Origin of the sequence: Corynebacterium sp. TAE3-ERU30 (assembly GCF_019209925.1) — a bacterium.
Taxonomy (GTDB): Bacteria; Actinomycetota; Actinomycetes; order Mycobacteriales; family Mycobacteriaceae; genus Corynebacterium; species Corynebacterium megadyptis.
In genome coordinates, this window is record NZ_JAHUTO010000003.1 from 481,388 (window position 1) to 498,672 (window position 17,285).

Annotated in this window: 16 protein-coding genes; 12 read left to right on the plus strand and 4 right to left on the minus strand. The window is 63.0% G+C overall.

What is annotated here, in order from left to right; genetic code table 11:
* Nucleotides 1-51 precede the first annotated feature (51 nt).
* From KR227_RS08145 to dnaB, 7 genes are all read left to right on the plus strand, one after another.
* A complete protein-coding gene (locus tag KR227_RS08145) occupies nucleotides 52-426 on the plus strand; it encodes a DUF5318 family protein (RefSeq protein ID WP_218364862.1) in 375 nt (124 codons plus the stop codon).
* Nucleotides 427-513: 87 nt separating this feature from the next.
* Nucleotides 514-2,649 carry a transglycosylase domain-containing protein gene (locus KR227_RS08150; protein ID WP_218364863.1) on the plus strand — a complete coding sequence of 712 codons (2,136 nt, stop codon included), beginning with the start codon at nucleotides 514-516 and terminating at the stop codon, nucleotides 2,647-2,649.
* A 112-nt stretch (nucleotides 2,650-2,761) separates the two neighbouring features.
* Entirely contained in the window at nucleotides 2,762-2,974 is a 213-nt protein-coding gene (locus KR227_RS08155; RefSeq protein WP_255549200.1) for a hypothetical protein, read from the plus strand.
* A gap of 195 nt (nucleotides 2,975-3,169) precedes the next feature.
* Complete coding sequence (gene rpsF / locus KR227_RS08160; RefSeq protein WP_192795935.1) at nucleotides 3,170-3,457, plus strand: 30S ribosomal protein S6; 288 nt, start codon at nucleotides 3,170-3,172, stop codon at nucleotides 3,455-3,457.
* 54 nt (nucleotides 3,458-3,511) lie between these two features.
* Complete coding sequence (locus tag KR227_RS08165) at nucleotides 3,512-4,108, plus strand: single-stranded DNA-binding protein (protein WP_218364864.1); 597 nt, start codon at nucleotides 3,512-3,514, stop codon at nucleotides 4,106-4,108.
* A 93-nt stretch (nucleotides 4,109-4,201) separates the two neighbouring features.
* Nucleotides 4,202-4,654 carry a 50S ribosomal protein L9 gene (gene rplI / locus KR227_RS08170; RefSeq protein ID WP_151529720.1) on the plus strand — a complete coding sequence of 151 codons (453 nt, stop codon included), beginning with the start codon at nucleotides 4,202-4,204 and terminating at the stop codon, nucleotides 4,652-4,654.
* 838 nt (nucleotides 4,655-5,492) lie between these two features.
* Nucleotides 5,493-7,088, plus strand: a complete 1,596-nt coding sequence (dnaB, locus tag KR227_RS08175; RefSeq protein WP_370625213.1) for a replicative DNA helicase — start codon at nucleotides 5,493-5,495, stop codon at nucleotides 7,086-7,088.
* Between the two features lie 16 nt (nucleotides 7,089-7,104).
* Here dnaB and KR227_RS08180 read toward each other — a convergent pair whose 3' ends face one another.
* The 3 genes from KR227_RS08180 to KR227_RS08190 form a co-directional block, all read right to left on the minus strand.
* Nucleotides 7,105-7,893 (minus strand): FCD domain-containing protein, encoded by a 789-nt coding sequence (locus tag KR227_RS08180; protein ID WP_218364866.1) that lies wholly within the window; start codon nucleotides 7,891-7,893, stop codon nucleotides 7,105-7,107.
* A 206-nt stretch (nucleotides 7,894-8,099) separates the two neighbouring features.
* Nucleotides 8,100-10,406 (minus strand): cation-translocating P-type ATPase, encoded by a 2,307-nt coding sequence (locus KR227_RS08185; protein ID WP_218364867.1) that lies wholly within the window; start codon nucleotides 10,404-10,406, stop codon nucleotides 8,100-8,102.
* Nucleotides 10,407-10,518: 112 nt separating this feature from the next.
* The gene (locus KR227_RS08190) at nucleotides 10,519-10,728 is read right to left on the minus strand and encodes a heavy-metal-associated domain-containing protein (protein ID WP_151529724.1); all 210 of its coding nucleotides are present in this window, start codon (nucleotides 10,726-10,728) and stop codon (nucleotides 10,519-10,521) included.
* Between the two features lie 334 nt (nucleotides 10,729-11,062).
* On the opposite strand from KR227_RS08190, the gene KR227_RS08195 reads away from it, so the two are divergent.
* A complete protein-coding gene (locus KR227_RS08195; protein ID WP_151529725.1) occupies nucleotides 11,063-11,434 on the plus strand; it encodes a co-chaperone YbbN in 372 nt (123 codons plus the stop codon).
* A 205-nt stretch (nucleotides 11,435-11,639) separates the two neighbouring features.
* Nucleotides 11,640-12,479, plus strand: a complete 840-nt coding sequence (locus KR227_RS08200) for a PspA/IM30 family protein (RefSeq protein ID WP_218364868.1) — start codon at nucleotides 11,640-11,642, stop codon at nucleotides 12,477-12,479.
* Nucleotides 12,480-12,597: 118 nt separating this feature from the next.
* On the opposite strand, the gene KR227_RS08205 is transcribed toward KR227_RS08200, so the two are convergent.
* Entirely contained in the window at nucleotides 12,598-14,196 is a 1,599-nt protein-coding gene (locus KR227_RS08205) for an NYN domain-containing protein (RefSeq protein WP_218364869.1), read from the minus strand.
* A gap of 345 nt (nucleotides 14,197-14,541) precedes the next feature.
* Here KR227_RS08205 and KR227_RS08210 point away from each other — a divergent pair, with 345 nt between their 5' ends.
* From KR227_RS08210 to KR227_RS08220, 3 genes are read left to right on the plus strand one after another with little or no spacing between them, the layout of a single operon-like run.
* Nucleotides 14,542-14,916, plus strand: coding sequence for a GntR family transcriptional regulator (locus KR227_RS08210; RefSeq protein ID WP_151529728.1), 375 nt, complete (start codon nucleotides 14,542-14,544; stop codon nucleotides 14,914-14,916).
* Nucleotides 14,913-15,794, plus strand: a complete 882-nt coding sequence (locus KR227_RS08215) for an ATP-binding cassette domain-containing protein (RefSeq protein ID WP_218364870.1) — start codon at nucleotides 14,913-14,915, stop codon at nucleotides 15,792-15,794. Before KR227_RS08210 ends, KR227_RS08215 begins: the two co-directional genes overlap by 4 nt.
* Nucleotides 15,795-15,829: 35 nt before the next feature.
* On the plus strand, nucleotides 15,830-16,897 hold the full coding sequence (locus KR227_RS08220; RefSeq protein WP_218364871.1) for a hypothetical protein: 1,068 nt from the start codon (nucleotides 15,830-15,832) through the stop codon (nucleotides 16,895-16,897).
* Nucleotides 16,898-17,285: the final 388 nt, after the last annotated feature.

A 17,285-nucleotide genomic window follows, 5' to 3' on the forward strand; every position in this document is an offset into this window, starting at 1 on the left:
CAGTATTATCGCCGCGGGCGCCGCTGCTGCGGGGATAGCTAGACTGGCCGCGTGGTTGAATATCGCAATATCGTGAGTCACGAGTGGCACCGCCGCCACACCTTGCGCCTGTATAGCCAAGGGGTGGTCACGCGCGCGGAGATCTGCGAGTGCGATTTCTTGCTGCGAACGGCGGCCGAGTTTCATGGCTCGCCCTCGTCGCGGGACTGCCCGGTATGTTCCTCGCAGAACATGCGGGACGTGCTGTGGATTTATGGCGATGAGGTGGGCCGGGCAGCCGGTTCCGCCCGCAGCGAGGAAGAGATCGCGCAGTTGGTCTCCGCTGGCAAGCTTTTCGACGTCCACCGCGTGGAGGTCTGTCCTGATTGTCATTGGAATCACCTGTTGGCGACAATGGTTGTTTCCCCTCGTACCCGCTATGCTTAACCGATTAGTTAGTTTGTTTGGGCAGGTCGCCGGCCGTCGCTCGCCCGAACGCCGCAATTTCACCCATGGAGATTGGAAGCAACAGTCGTGACTGAACACACCGTGACCGTAGAAGAGAGCGAGGAGAAGACCCGTAACCCGTGGGTCTGGCGCTCGATCCTCATCGCAGTGGTGTTAATTATCCTCGCTCCCTTCGTGGCATTCATGATCGCCTATCTGCTTGTGGATGTTCCGAAGGCCGACCAGCTTGTGAATAAGCAGGTGACGGAGATTTATGCCGGGGATGATGAGACGCAGCTAGCGCGCATCGTGCCCCCGGAGGGTAACCGTGTGGTGGTGCCGCTCTCGGAGATTCCGGAGTCCATGAAGGACGCCACTCTGGCCGCCGAGGATCGCGAGTTTTATACCAATCCCGGCTTTTCCATTACCGGCTTCGGTCGCGCGATTATCGGCCAGCTCACCGGTGATGGCTCCAAGGGCGGCGGCTCCACCATCACGCAGCAGTATGTGAAGATCGCCGTGGTGGGAAATGAACGCTCCTATGAGCGCAAGCTCAAGGAGCTCGTCTACTCCGCCAAGATGGCCAATGAGTGGTCCAAGGAGCAGGTGTTGGAGTCTTATCTGAACACCATCTACTTGGGCCGCAATGCCTATGGTGTGGCCGCGGCCTCCCAGGCCTATTTCGCCAAGGACTTCACGGACCTTACCCCCGAAGAGTCCGCGCTCTTGGCCGCCGCCATTCAGCGCCCCTCCACCCTCGATCCCTGGAATAACCGGGCCGAGGCGGAGCAGCGCTGGAACTATGTGATGGATGGCATGGTGGAGATCGGTGCCATGAGCCCTGGGGCCCGCGCGGAGGCGCGCTTCCCCGAGGTGATTGACCCCGCCACCGTGCAGTCCAATACCGAGGCCACCGGCACCAATGGTTTGATTAAGGATCGCGTGCTCGCCGAGCTCCAAGGCGTGGGCATCAGCGAGCAGGATGTGCAGACCCGCGGCCTGCGGGTGACCACCACCATCGATACCGATGCGCAGAATGCGGCCCAGGCGGCGGTGGAGAACAACATGCAGGGCGAGCCGGAGAACCTGCGCACCGCAGTGGTCTCCATTAACCCCAAGACCGGTGGTGTCTCCGCCTACTATGGCGGCGAGGACCCGGCCGGCTGGGACTATGCCATTGCCCCGCTGCAGACCGGTTCGACCTTCAAGATCTTCGCTCTCGCGGCGGCCTTGGAGCAGGGCATTCCGCTCTCCCAGTACTACAGCTCCGCCCCAGTACAGACCGGTGATGTCACGGTGACCAACTCTGAGGGGCAAAGCTGCGGTACCTGTACCATCGCCCAGGCGCTGAAGCAGTCGCTGAATACTTCCTTCATCCGCCTCCAGGATGATCTGAAGAATGGCCCCGATGACACCGCCGCCATGGCGCACCGCTTGGGCGTGGCGGAGTCCCTGCCGGGGCTGCCGCACACCCTGAAGGAAGAGAATGGCCATAGCCAGCTGGGTGTGGTTCTGGGCCAATACCAGTCCCGCCCCTTCGACCTGGCTGTCGCCTTGGCCACCCTCGCCAATGAGGGCGTGTACAACAAGACGCACTTCGTGCAGAAGGTTGTGACCAATGATGGCGAGGTGCTCTACGAGCACGAGGGTGAAAGCGAGCGCATCGTGGACGAGGAAGTGGCGAACTCGGTGATCCATGCGATGAAGCCGATCGCCGCCTACTCCCGCGGCCACGCCCTGAATGGTCGTGAGTCCGCCGCCAAGACCGGTACCGCCCAGCTGGGCGATACGGGCCAGAACAAGGATGCGTGGATGATCGGCGCCACCCCGCAGCTCTCCACCGCCGTGTGGGTGGGCACCGATGATGGCCAGCCGCTGCTGAACCTTTATGGCGGCAAGATCTGGGGCTCGGGCCTGCCCAGCGATATCTGGAAGTCCACCATGGATGCCGCGCTGGCCAATGCCGACTACGAGAGCTTCCCGGTTCCGACCTCCAACCTGGGCTATGTGGCGCCGCCCGCACCGCCGGCGCCCGCCACCCCGGTGGCACCGCCCGAGCCCACCACCACGGAGCCGACGGAGACCTCCGAGCCTGCTGAGCCCGCCGAGCCGGAACTGCCGGAGATCCCGGATGTGCCGCTGCCGGCCCCGGCTCCCCCAGCGGAGCCAGCGCAACCGGCGCAGCCCGCACTCCCGAACTTGGGTGATTTGCTGCCGGGCTAGCACCGCGCTCAGCGACGCCTGCTCGCCTTATCGAATCCCCGCTCCCCCACATGCGCAGCCACACTGCACCTGGGAGCGGGGATTCGTGCATCTGGCAGCTAAGCTAAGAACCATGAGTTCCACCACCATCATGATCCTCACGATGGCGAGCGTGTTCATCGGCGCTTGCTGCTTCGGCGGCGGCTACGCGGCCAAGTCCTATGGCAAGAGCAACAAAGCCGTGGTCTCCTGGATTATCGGCGCCTTCTTCTTCGTGCTCCTCGTCCCCCTCATCTTCGCCGTGTTTATGGCAACCGGATTCATTGGTGATGCCGCCATGAACTGAGCCGCAGCTGCCCGACAGGGTTAGTGGGCAGCGAGTGGGCGTCGATAAGCGACCGCCGCCGCGGGGTAGGCAATTGAAAGAGAGCAGGTAGATGGTGTACCTTGAAAAGGTTGCTTGACGCAACGACCCTCCTGCCACGTCCACGATGGGCGCGGCCGAACCACAATTACTAGACCATAGGAGGTGATGAGGTCCGTGCGTCAATACGAACTCATGATCATTCTCGATCCCTCGCAGGATGAACGCACCGTAGCCCCGTCCCTAGATAAGTTCCTTGAGACTGTTCGCAAGGAAAACGGCACCGTTGACAAGGTGGACATTCGCCCGAAGCGTCGTCTGGCTTATCCGATCAACAAGAAGGAAGAGGGCATCTACGTGGTCCTTAACCTGACCTGTGAGTCGGAGACTGTCGTCGAGCTCGACCGCAAGCTGAACCTCAGCGACACGGTTCTGCGCACCAAGGTGCTGCGCACCGATCGCTAATCAGGAACACTGGTAGTAACACCAACCAACGAGCTCCTAAGGAGTCCTGAGACCATGGCACAAGGCGATACCCCGATCACGATTGTTGGCAACCTCGTTGCCGACCCCGAACTGCGTTTTACCCCCTCGGGTGCCGCAGTGGCTAACTTCCGTGTGGCCTCCACTCCGCGACGCTATAACTCGCAGACCGGACAGTGGGAGGACGGCGAGGCGCTGTTCTTGCAGTGCAATGTGTGGCGCCAGGCGGCGGAGAACGTCGCCGAGTCGCTGACTAAAGGTATGCGCGTGATCGTTAATGGTCGGCTCCGCCAGCGCACCTTCGACACCCGCGAGGGAGAACGCCGCACCGTCTTCGAAGTCGAAGTCGATGAGGTGGGCCCCTCGCTGAAGTACGCTACGGCCTCCGTGAACCGCGTGCAGCGCGGCCAGGGTGGTCAAGGCGGCCAAGGCGGTGGCTTTGGTGGCGCTAACTCTGGCGGTGGCCAGGGCGGATTTGGTGGCGGCCAAGGCGGTGGAAACCGCGGTCAAAGCCAAGGTGGTTTTGGTGGCTATCAGCAACAGTCGCAGAACGACGTCCAGAACGATGACCCGTGGAACTCGGCACCCCCTGCGGGTGGGTTCCAGGGCGATGATGACGACCCGCCATTCTGATCGGCGAGTCCGATGCGCCCGCACGCGGGCATCGGGACCTAATGCGAATACACAACCACTTTTCATTCTTTTCATAAGCGAAAGGCAGGGATCATGAAGCTGATCCTTACGGCTGCCGTAGAGAACCTCGGTGTCCCCGGTGACATCGTCGAGGTGAAGGACGGCTACGGACGTAACTACCTGCTTCCCCGCGGTATGGCCATTGTGGCAACCCGTGGTGCAGAGAAGCAGATCGAAGACATCAAGCGTGTGCGCTCCGAGCGCCAGATCCAGAGCCTGGATCATGCACGCGAGGTCAAGGAGCAGATCGAGGCCCTTGACAACATCACTGTGACCATGCGTACCTCCAGCAAGGGCAAGCTCTTCGGCTCTGTCCAGGCTGGCGACATCGTTAAGGCGATCGAGGCCGCTGGCGGCCCCAAGATCGAGAAGCAGACCATCACCGTGCCGAAGGGTCTCGTCAAGAGCACCGGCGGCTACCAGGTGATTGCTCAGCTGCACGATGACATCAGTGCAAAGGTGAACTTCAAGGTCGTCGCCGCGTAATCTACGCGCACTAGACGGCGGGTCTCACGCATAGAGGAGACCCCAACGACAACAGCGCACCAGGGCCTCTGGTGGGGACACGCTCCCCGCTGGGGGCCCTTGGTGTGTCTCGGGTGGCTCGGTGTATCTCGCGGCGAGGCGGCGCTCTCTGTGGCGCTGCGGGGGTCGGTGTGGCTCGCTCAACCGGAAGCGGGTGGGAGAAGCGCTGTGGCGAATCTCTCGCCTCCTCACGGGCGGTGGTGGGGTGCCCGGCATCGAGCCGGAGGCCTCGGTCGAGGGCCTCCATCAGTCGAGTTATGCACAATCCACAGCCATGTCTGTGGACAAGTGCGATCGTACTGTGCATAGCGTGTGTATGAGTGGTGCATATGGCCCTGGGAGCGGGGGCGACTGGTCCTTCGAGAGGGGGTGCTCGGCGGGTGTGAAGGTGACGATCCGGTGACGTCGAAACTGAGTGTCACTAGCGAAATACCATCTGAGCTGCACAGATATATAAAACCGCAGGTAAACACCACCTAAGCGGCAGGTGAGCAGGAGTTTTAGCTGCTATTTACCTCGCGTACACAGAGTTATCCACAGCGCCCTGTGCATAACTACTCCGCAGAGTGTGAAGAATCTCTCCCCCGCAGCCCAGAACGCGCGGAGTTATGCACAGGCGCGGCCCTTGGTGTGGAGCATGCCGAGCGCCGCGCGTACTGTTCCCCTCGTGGCGTGGAGCGGGCTCCTGTGCCCTAGCTCCGACGACACGCTCAGGGGTGGATAGAATCGAGGTCTGGCATCTCCCGCACCGCGGGTGTGTCCAGGCTGAGTATTGGCGACAGCGAAGGAGCTGAGAGACGTGGCAGGTAGCGCGAACTTTGATGACAACGCCTTCCCGCCGGATCCCGCCAAGGGCGGAGGCGGGCAGGATGCCAGCTACTCCCCCAGTCCGGATCGGCCGGAGGGTTTTCCCGCCGAGGCCATCAGTGATTTTCCCTCGGCGCCCGAGTTTGCGCCCAGTAGCTTCGATGACTCCGCCCCCAGCTATAACCACGCCGGCCCCAACCAGGGTCGATTCGCCCCGCAGCGCAGCGCGGGCCGGGGGCGTGTCGACGACGCCACCCCGCGGGACTATGCCCGGCAATTGCCGCATGACCGCGAGGCGGAGCAGGGCGTGTTGGGGGCGATGCTCATTGCGCCGACGGTGGTCACCGATATCGTCGAGGAGCTCAACCCCGAGGACTTCTATGCGCCGCAGCATCAACTGATCTATCGCGCCATTTTGGATCTCTACGCGGACAATAAGCAGATCGACACCTTCATCGTCCGCGATCGTTTGCACCGCCACGGCGATCTGGAGCGGGCCGGAGGCCCCTCCTATCTGGTCACCCTGGCCGAGGTGGTGCCCACCCCTGCCAACGCCCCCTACTACGCGGAGATCGTCTCTGAGAAGGCCGTGCTGCGCCGTTTGGTCTCGGCGGGTACGCGCATCGTCCAGCTGGGCTATGAGGCGGCCGGCGATACCGAGATCGAGGTCATGATCGATCTGGCGCAGCAAGAGGTATTCCAGATCGCGCAGAAGAAGACCGTCACCGATTATGCGGTGTTGGATGATCTGCTGCAGCCGGTGATGGATGAGCTGGATGAGATCGCCCAAAACGGCGGGCTGTCCACCGGCGTGCCCACCGGGTTTATTGATCTCGACCGCATCACCAATGGCTTGCACGCCGGCCAGATGATCATTGTGGCGGCCCGACCTGGTGTGGGTAAATCCACCATCGCCCTAGACTTCATGCGCTCCTGTTCGATCAAGCACAATATGGCTTCGGTGCTCTTCTCGCTCGAGATGTCCAAGTCCGAGATCGTCATGCGTCTGCTCTCTGCCGAGGCGGAGGTGAAGCTCTCCGATATGCGCTCGGGCACCATGTCCGATGATGACTGGGCGCGTATCGCGCAGCGGGCCGGGGAACTCAGCGAGGCACCGCTGTTTATCGATGACTCCCCGAACCTGACGATGATGGAGATCCGCTCGAAGGCCCGCCAGCTCAAGGACAAGCATGATCTGCAATTGATCGTGGTGGACTACCTGCAGCTGATGAGCTCCGGCAAGAAGGTGGAGTCCCGCCAGCAAGAGGTGTCCGAATTCTCCCGCCAGCTCAAATTGTTGGCCAAGGAGCTAGAGGTGCCGCTGGTGGCGGTGGCCCAGCTCAACCGTGGCCCCGAGTCGCGCACGGATAAGCGCCCCCAGCTGGCGGATCTGCGTGAGTCCGGATCCTTGGAGCAGGACGCCGATATGGTGATGCTGCTCTACCGCCCCGACTCCCAAGACCTCGAGGATGTGCGCGCCGGCGAGGCAGATATCATCCTGGCGAAGCACCGTGGTGGCCCCATCGGCACCGTCGAGGTCGCCCACCAGCTGCACTACTCGCGCTTCAAGGACTTGGCCCGCGCCTAAACGCGGGCGGTGCCGCCTAGCGTTCTTCGCGGGCGGCAATCACACTATCGATGGCTTCCGACAGCGGCTGATAGTGGTTGAGCAGCCGCTCCACGGCCTCCTCGCCATTGCCCTCGGCGATGGCATCCACGATGCCCTGGTGGGCGGTGGCGAGCGGCTGGCTGCTGGGATCCGACTCGAACACGGGGTGCTCGCCGAAGCGTTCCGCTACGGCCTCCAGCAGCGAGAAATACACATTCAAGATGGCGTCGTTCAGCTGCTTCAGCGTGCGCGAACGCAGCGGGGCGAAGAGCTGGTTGTGGAAGCGATAATCCAACTCCACGGTGGAAGAGCCGGCGCGCTCGGCCGCGGCCATCTCCTCCACCGTGTCCTGCAATTGCGCGATCAGCGTCTGCTTCGCGGCGTCGTCCTCGGCCACATAGTTCATCACGATGGGCAGGAAGGCCACCTCGAGGCCGCGGCGCAGCGTGATGATGTCCTTGGCCTCGTTGCCGCCGGAATTGAGCGAGAGCATGCCCTGGAAGATCAGCGCCGGAGTCAGCGGGGCCAGAGGATTGCCCGCGACGAAGGTGCCGGTGCCGCGGCGCACCTCCACCATGCCCACGGCCTCCATCACCTTGATGGCCTCGCGAATGGAGTTGCGGGAACAGCCAAGAATGCGTTGGAGCTCCGGCTCGGGCGGAATGGGATCGCCATTGACCAGCCCAGTCTTCAGAATATAGCGCGCGATCTCCTGTACCAGCTGATCCGAGCGGGTGGTGGGCCGGTGGCCCATGCGGCCGAAATAGGCGTTGTCGGTAGTCACTGTGTGTCCTCGTTGTCGTTTCCGGAAGTTACACAGCACACACTGTCTCGGCGGTCTGCTCCTGCGGCACGCGACCGCATATAAAACCGGTGACAAGGCTGATGAGGAACTCCGGTGCAGTTTCTCGGTTGTCGAACAGTCTACAAAATCGACATCAGCTCAGAAGTAGTGCGCCACCCACAGCAACGACTCGGAGGTAGGTGAGCCTAGTCTCGCGCCCCCGCGGTCGCCGCGGCGGGGGTGAGGAAGCTCGAGCGGAATCGCCGCAGCCGCAGCGAGTTAGTCACCACAAATACGCTCGACAGGCTCATGGCCAATCCCGCGAGCATCGGATTCAACAGGCCCAGGGCGGCCACGGGAATGAGCACGATGTTGTAGATAAACGCCCAGAACAGGTTGCCTTGGATCACCCGCAGCGTCGCCCGCGATAGCTGCAGCGCATCAACGGTGGCCCGCAGGTCCGAGTGCATGAGGGTGATATCGGCGGCCTCGATGGCCACATCCGTGCCCCCGCCCATGGCGATGCCGAGATCCGCCTCGGTGAGGGCGGCGGCGTCATTGATGCCATCGCCGACCATCGCCACGGTGCGCCCCTGCTCGGCGAGCGCCGCGACGTGGCGCACCTTATCCTCCGGCAGCACCTCGGCGATCACGTTCTCCTCCGCGATGCCCACCTGGCGGGCCACATGCCGCGCCGCCTGCTGGTTATCGCCGCTGAGTATCCACGGCTGCAGCCCTAAGTCCTGGAGCTGGCTGATGGCGGCAGCGGCCTCCTCGCGGGGCGCATCGGATACGGCGATCACGCCCACCGGTGTCTCGTCGACGCGCACCAGCACCACGGTGGCGCCGGTCTCGCGCAGTTCGCTCACCACCTCGGGGAGGTCCGCTGCTCCTGGCTTGACGACGCTCACCCGCTGCCCCTCCACCACGGCGCTAACCCCCTGCCCCGCGGTGGCGAGAAACTCGCTGGCGGCAGGCACGGTGATCCCGCGTTCGGCGGCGGCACGGCAGATCGCGCGCCCCACCGGGTGCTCGCTGCCCGACTCCGCCGCCGCGGCACGGGCCATAAGCTCCTCCTCCGAGACGCCCGTGGCGTAAAGGGCGCTGACGGACATCTGCCCCGTGGTGATCGTGCCCGTTTTATCCAGCACAATGGTATCGGCGTGGCGGGTGGATTCCAGCACCTCGGGGCCCTTAATCAGGATGCCCAGCCGGGCGCCTCTGCCCGTGCCCACGAGCAATGCCGTCGGAGTAGCCAGCCCCAGCGCGCAGGGGCAGGCGATGATGAGCACCGCCACCGCGGCCGCGAAGGCGTCGGCCACGGAGCCATCCTGCAGCAGCAGGTGGGCGCCGAGGGTGAGCAGCGCTATGGCGATCACCACGGGCACAAATACCTGGGAGATCCGATCCACCAGCCGCTGCACCGGGGCCTTGCGGGCCTGGGCGTCGCTCACCAGTCGGCCGATCTGGGCCAAGGTGGTATCCGCGCCCACCCGGGTGGCCTCCACGATCAGCCGGCCCGTGGTGTTGAGAGTGGCGCCGGTGACCGTCGCGCCGGGATCGACCTCGATGGGCATGGACTCGCCGGTGAGCATGGATTCATCCACCGCGGAATGCCCCTCGATCACCCGCCCATCGGTGGGGATCTTCTCCCCTGGGCGCACGACGCAGTGATCGCCCACCGCCACCTGGGCGCTGGGAATGCGCACCTCTCGCCCATCGCGCAGCACCGCGGCTTCGCGCGCGCCCAGGTTGAGCAATTCCGTAAGCGCCTGGGAGCTGCGTCCCTTCGCCCGCTCCTCGAACCAGCGCCCGAGCAGCAAAAACACGATCACCATGGAGGCGGTTTCCAGATAAATCTGATCCATGCCCGCGGCGGCGTGCGCGGAGAGGCTCATATGCATGTGCATTCCTGGCTGCCCTGCCGAGCCGAGGAAAAGGGAGTACAGCGACCACAGGAACGCTGCCGTCGTGCCCATGGAGATGAGCGTGTCCATGGTGAAGGCGCCGTGGCGCGCATTCCGCACGCAGGCGCGGTGGAAGGGCCAGCCGCCCCACACATACACCGGGGCGGCAAGGGTGAGCGCGGCCCACTGCCAGTACTGGAATTGCAGGGCCGGCACCATGGACAGCAGCATCACCGGCAGCGCCAATAACGCGGAGACGATCACCCGCTGCTTCAGCTCTGCTTGATAGCGGGCGTGCTCCTGTTCCGCCCGCGCGGGGGCGTCCGCGGCCGCCTCCGTTGGCGGTGTGGCGGCGTCGACAGGCGCGGCGGTGGAGTCGCTCATGATGAAGGCGTCATAGCCGGTGGTGCGCACCACGTCGAGAAAGTCCGCGGTGGAATGCAGCGCCGGGTCGAAGGCGATGCGGGCGGTCTCGGTGGCGAAATTCACCGTCGCCTGCGTGCCCTCGAGCTTGTTCAGCTTGCGCTCCACCCGCGAGGAGCAGGACGTGCAGGTCATGCCCGTTACTCCTAGATCGACATGCTCCAATGCGGTGCTGTCCTGCATATATTCTCCTTCTCTTCCCTCGTGGGACCCATGCTACCTCCATACCCCTAGGGGGTATAGAGGTGAGTGAAAAAGACCACTCACCTGCACGAGATGAGTGGCGGAGCCGAGACTAGTCCTCGACGACAACCTCGTAGCCGGCCTCTTCGATCGCGGCGGTCACACCCTCATCGGTGAAGCCATGGCCGGTGACGCGGACAATGCCCCGCTCAACATCAACATCGACACCCTGGGTGCCGGCAACAAACTCCAGCTCCTGCTCCACTGCCTTGGCGCAGTGCTCGCAGGTCATGCCCTTAACCTTGTAGTTCTTCATGCCCATGTTTACTCTCAATTCCTTAGCAAATCATCGCGCGGCGTCTGCATGCGCCGCGGCTGGTCATACGTGCGGTACGGCTCTCTGGCGCCGCAGGGCGGCCCCGCTCGGGGCCCGCCTGGCGCGGCGTACATTAACCGATACTAACCCCTCCCCGATCCCGCGTGCCGCAGCCACCCCAGTGTCCGCGTGTGGCCCACGTCAGCTGCGCGCTACGGGCTCGTGAGCGGGTGCAGGACCACACTGCGGAATGAACCCCGCTCCGGCGGCGTTGCACCCCCATGTAGCCTTGAAACCACGGTCTACGTACACCAACAGATAATGAAGGAGATTGGCCACCATGGCAACCATCGAATTGAATGAGAACAACTTCCAGGACACGGTTACCGGCGAGGGCATTGTGCTCGTCGATTGCTGGGCCGCATGGTGTGGCCCCTGCCGCGCCTTCAAACCCACCTTTGAGAAGGCCTCCGAGGAACACACGGACGCCACGTTCGGCACCCTGGATACCGAGAACAATCAGGGCCTTGCCGCTGCACTAGAGATTCAGTCCATCCCGACCTTGATGATTTTCCGCGATGGCATTCTGGTCTATCGCGAGGCCGGCGCCCTGCCGCCCGCCGCGCTGGAGGACCTCATCACCCAGGTGAAGGGGCTGGACATGGACGAGGTGCGCAAGCAGGTCGAGCAGGCGCAGAACGAGCAGGGCTAAGCCTGACTATGCGGCGCAGCCATCCAGCGCACTCTGGTGCTCTGGGTGATGCGCGCCCCATCCCCACCTTCTGGGCGCCGTGGAGCGCTCGGATCGTGGGGATTTTCTCTACACTGAAGCTACAACTGCGGTTGCGCAGGCACGCCTTGCGCTGCCGTCTCTCGTGACCGCCACCAAGCAGAAAAAGGTAAGGACACTGATCTAGATGGCTAATCCACTGAGCAAGGGCTGGAAGTACCTCATGGCCTCCTTCGACAATGCGATCGATGAGAACGCCGATCCGCAGGTGCAGATCAATCAGGCTGAGGAGGCGGCGAAGAAGCAGCATCGCGAGATCGCCGAGCATGCGGCCTCCATCATTGGCCAGCAGCGCCAGTTGGAGATGAAGCTCAACCGCCTCGTGGAGGACCAAAAGAAACTCGATGAGCAGTCGCGCACCGCGGTGCGGGCCGCTGATAACGCCCGCGCTCAGGGCGATGAGCGGGCTGGGGCGGAATATGACGCCACCGCCGAGGTGATCGTGAGCCAGCTGGTGGCGGTAGAGAACCAGATCGAGGATGTGCGCAATCAATACGAGCAGGCGGTGCAGGCGGCAGACCAAGCCAAGGCCACCGCGAAGCAGTCGGAGGCGCGCCTGCAGGAGCAGCTCAGTGAGCTGACCCAGCTGCGCAGCCAGGCCGAGCATGTGGAGATGCAAGAGACGAATGCCAAGGCCATGGACTCCATGGGGCAGTTCTCCCAGGATGATTCCGTGCCCACCCTCGATAGCGTGCGCGAGAAGATCGAGAGCCGCTACGCCACCGCGCTCGGGGCGCAGGAACTCACGGTGAACACCGTGAATACCCAGATGCAGGAGATTCAGGCCGCCGGCCGCGATATGGCCGCCCAGTCGCGGCTGGAGAAGATTCGTTCCGAGATGCAGGGCGAGCTGAGCTCCGCCCAGGATGCTCCCGCCGAGCTCTCCCGCGGTAGCGAGCCCGAGGATGCCGAAGAGGTTGCACCGGAGAACGCCGCGACGGATTCTGAGCAGGATTCCGACCGCTAGCTGCAGTGATAGCGCCACACCTAGGTGCACAGCACGAGCCGCCACCATTGATCCCCTGCGCGGGATCCGGTGGCGGCTCGTGTATGTCTTTGCGGCGCGTGGGCGCCCACAGCCGGTGCTAGAAGTCGCGTCCGCTCAAATTGATGAGCACGCCGCGAATACCCGAGTGGAAACCATCGCGCAGACTGACGCGCTGCGATTCAGTGAGCGTGTATTCATGCAGGGTTTCGCAGGCGAATTGCAGCAGCGGCCGATCAATCTCCGGGGGCAGGCCACCGCCGGAGAGCATATGGGCTTGGTCGCGCTGCTCGGAGGAGGCGGCATTATCGAACCACCACGAGGCGTATTGCTGGCCCACATCGAAGGGGGTTTGGAATCCCGCAGAGGCCCATACCTCATTCGGCAGGGGCACATAGCGCGAGCGTAGCTTGCGGCGGCGCGCCATCATGGAGGGCTTGGGCGTCGGTTTCGGCGTGGGCTTCGGCACGGGGCCGCTTGTCGACGCCGCGCTCCGGCGATTCTCCGTGCCGGTGGAGCTCTCCCTTGCCGCCTCGGACTGTGGGGCTGGGCTGCTCTCCGGCTCCTGCTTCTCGGCAGCTGGCTGCTGCTGATTCTGGGCGATATCTGCCGGGGTAGGTTGCGGCACGGGCTCTGGGGTATCCCCCGAGAGGTGTGCTGGGGTGAGCCCCGCCGCAGCACTCGGGGTGGAGAGCGTGGCGGGCGCATCGGCGCACGGTTCCGTGGTGGATGTGGCGGCCTGCTCCGATTCGGTGGACTCCGTGCCGGAATAGGGGCGGTCATCATCGGTTTCGGCGGGCTCGCCCGGGCGGGTCAGCAGCGGCGAATCGCTGCGGTTGCGCTGGTGCTCGCCGGAGTCCGCAGAGTTCTCGGAGGTTGCCGGCTGTTCGGGAGGTGCTGGGCTCTCGGGTGTGTCCTGCTTCTCGGCCGAGGTGTCCCCCGGCATTGCTGCACTCTCGCTCGTGCTCTCGCCGGCGGCTGGGGGCTGCTCGGAGCTGTCCGTCGCGGAGGAGGAGTCACAGGGGGACGAGGGGCGCGGCTGTGCGCGGTTGCCATGGCTGAGCGTGGTGCCTGGCACCGAGCAGGGCGAGGTATCGTCCAAGGGCTCGGCATCGCCGATGGGCTTGGGGCGAACCTGCGGGGGCAGCGGGCCTTCTAGGACCTGCAATTGCATGCACTCCGCGAAATCCTCGCGGGGATCCAAAATGGTGGTGGTATCGCAGGCGTGGCGCAGTGCGGAGGACATGGAGTCCCAGCCGAAGCCGTAGAGGTGTACCCGCACGCCCGCCATCGAGGCCTCTTGGACGCCTGGGATCATATCCGCATCGCCGGAGACCAGCACCATGTCCGTACAGGTGCCGCGCACTCCGGCGAGAACCATGTCCGCGACGAGGCGGGTGTCCACGGCCTTTTGGGTGCGGCGCTCGCCCCATTCGATGAGCTGTCCGGCGCGGAGCAGCACGCCATCGCAGGTGCGCAAGGCTCGTTGATAGCGGTGGGGGCCGGAATCGGGGAGCCCGTCGTACCACAGCTGGCGGTGAATCGGCTGGCCCAGCTGGTCCTGGATCATCTGACCCAGGACCGCTACCACCTCGGGAAGATCAATCTCTAACTGGGCGCGGGCCCCTGTTTCCCATGAGTTATAAAAGCTGGCTAGAAGGTAGGAAGTGTCTACAAATACCTGTGTACGAGGCAACATGGCTAATGGTTGTCATCCGTTTCTCATTAATAATCATCTGTATAAAAACGGGGGTAAAGATGTACCCTCCGTGTGCCTTATAGTGTGCCCTATGTGCACCCCTCGCGTCGAAAAGGCACATCGTCTCCTCCCCCCAATCTTTCTGTGACCAGCACTTCGGGTGGGCTTGTGCGGCGGCAGGGTGGTCGGTCGCGATGAGCTGCGTCCAGTTGCGTATGTCGGTAGCCCTTGTCATCTGGGTTGGTTAGTTATATGGTTAGTTACACCAGTAACCAACCAATGAGCCTGCGGGGTGGCGTCGACAAGCCTCCGCCCCGAAGGGCGCGTGTGTGAGAAGGAGGAGGCATGGATGAAGCCACTGCTCCCCTCTTCCGGCAGATTGCCACCCTCGTTGAGGATTCCATTGTGGAGGGCTCCCTCGCTCCCGGGGAGCGTGCCCCGTCCACCAATGAGTTAGCGGAATTTCATTCCATTAATCCGGCAACTGCCCGAAAGGGGCTGACATTGCTTGTCGATATCCGCGTTCTCGAGAAGCGTCGCGGCATCGGGATGTTCGTGACGGACGACGCCCGAGAGCTGATCCTCGCTAGGCGGCGCGAGGAATTTGCCGCGAGTTTTCTCGCGCCACTTATTGATGAAGCCGTCAAGCTGGGTATCGCCCGCGCTGAATTGCACACCCTGATTGATCGAGTTGCAGAAAGTAGAGGCCTCTACCAATGAGCATCGTCCATACACACAACCTGTCTAAGTCCTATGGCTCGCACACCGTGCTCCGCGGCGTGAGCATCGATCTGCAGGCCGGTTCGCTTTATGGTCTGCTCGGGCGCAACGGCACCGGTAAGTCCACGCTGCTCACCATCCTCGCGGGCCAAAACAAAGCCAGCGCAGGTGAGCTGAGCGTCTTCGATAGTGCGCCCTTCGATAATTCCGCCGTGATGGATCGCTGCGTCTATGCCGGAATCGATAACCCCTACCCTGGGCCGTGGAGTGTGAGCACGATTCTCGACCTCGCTGCTCGCCGCTACCCGCGTTTCGATTCAGCTCGGGCCACAGAGATGACCGCGCAGTTCGGGCTCGCGCCACACGCATCCTATGCGGATCTCTCCCGGGGCCAGCGCTCCATGGTGGGCGCCATCGTCGGGCTCTGTGCGCGCGCCGAGCTGACCTTGCTGGATGAACCCTATTTGGGCCTCGACGCCCAGAACCGCGAACTCTTCTACTCCCTATTGCGTGAGGAGCAGCAACTCTACCCGCGCACCATCGTGATGGCCACGCATCAGCTCGAAGAGCTCGCCCTCGTGATCGATGAAGTGCTCGTGCTCTCCCCCACGGGTGAATTTGTGGGGCAACTTCCCGTCGAAGATATCGACGATGCCTACCGCTTTGTCACCGTCCCGCGGGCCGATAGTGACGCCCTTGTGCAGGCGCTGGGTTCCGGAATTCTCAGCCGCCGCGATGGCCGCACCCATAGCCGCTTCATGGTCCCCGCCGCAGCTGTGGAGGCAGCGGAGCTACAGGGGCACAGCGTGCGCATCGATACTCCGAGCTTGGCCGATGTGTTCCAGGCGCTGACAGAAACCCCCAGTTCCACCCACTAACTTCACTCCACCGCCACGTATATAAGGAGGCAGACATGACAGCCACAGAATTTGCGCGCCCGCTGCGTTCCAGCGTGCGCATGAACGCGAAGTGGATCGATATTCTCGCCATGCTGGGCTTGGGCCTTGTGGGTTTGATCAGCTACTTCATGGTTCCACCAGCGCAAGCGGTGATGAGTGCGCTCCTCGTGCTCGCCGCTTATGCCGGTCTCCGCAACAAAGTGGTGTTCGGAGCGTGGGCTTTGGGAGTTAATCACGCGGGAAGAATGCGCCTGCTCGCCGGAGCCTTGATACTGGCGGTCCTGACGCAGCTACCAGCCTGCATCATCGTGGCCGGGGCATTATTCGCCGAGAATCCGCGCTGGTGGTGGAATGGTTTTCTCGGGCTGGGCCTCTGTGCTACCGCCATCTATGTCCTCGAAGCGCTGTGGTTCCAACGCGCGCACGATCGACCGGAATTGGCGCGGGCGATGGAACCCAAGGTATGGGCCACTCGCCCCACCCTGGTGCTCATGCGGGCCTGCAAGGGCCTGCCGTTGCCGGTGCAGCTGATACTCCCGCCACTGCTTGTCTTCTTCGTGATCGCCCAGATTATCGCCCTAGGCTCGCAGGCATGGGAGTGGACGGAACCGCAGCCGCTGATGGGAATGGTCGCGCTCGTGCTCAGCCTCGGAGGGTTGATTGTTGCCCAAGAGCCCGGTTCCCTCGGAACGTGGCGGAGCTTCGGGCTCACGCGAAAACAGTGGTTCGGCACCTGCCTGAGCGCCATGGTGCTCTATGCGTTTATAGCCGCAGGGTGCTCGAAGCTGCTTGCCGCTCTTATTGGCTATGACACCTCCGTCATGAGCTATCCCACCCTCGCGCTGCGGGCATTGGCCTTCATGCTCGTCTACCTCGCGCTCTATACCTTCGACAACAAAGTGGCGATCTTTGGAATTCCAGGGACTGCGATCCTCGCCAGCTCCGGTATGCAGATCGCCGAGTTCTACGGTATCGACATGGTGCTCAGCCTGGTGATCCTCATGGTGGCCCTAGTCGTGGCGATGATCAACATCTTCCTCCGTGGAACACAGACCCCCATACGGTGCGGGGTGTATCGCTAGTACGGGCTAGGTACTTCTCCCGGAGTGTGTGCTCGGGCGCGTGCTTGGGCGCGTGCTTGGGTGTGGCCCGGGCGCGTGCTCGGTGGCGGCTACGGACGGCCTAGGTGGGGCGCGGCCGCATAAGAGCCACGTTGCATGGTTATGAACATCAGAAAAACAGTTAGTGACCTGCGGGTTTGTGTTGTTATAGAGTGCTGTGTAGTGTTTATCGAGTCGCTGCGGCACGGACGAGCGAAAAGCTTCCGTTCGAGCAGCAGTGAGTGTTGTTTGAGAACTCGATAGTGTGCCAGCTTTGTTTTGTTGATGTGTGCTGCTTTTGTTGTGGTGTGCGTGTTTGGTTGTGTGTGGATCAGGTGCCCTTGTGATTGGGGTTTGTTTGGTCGCATGT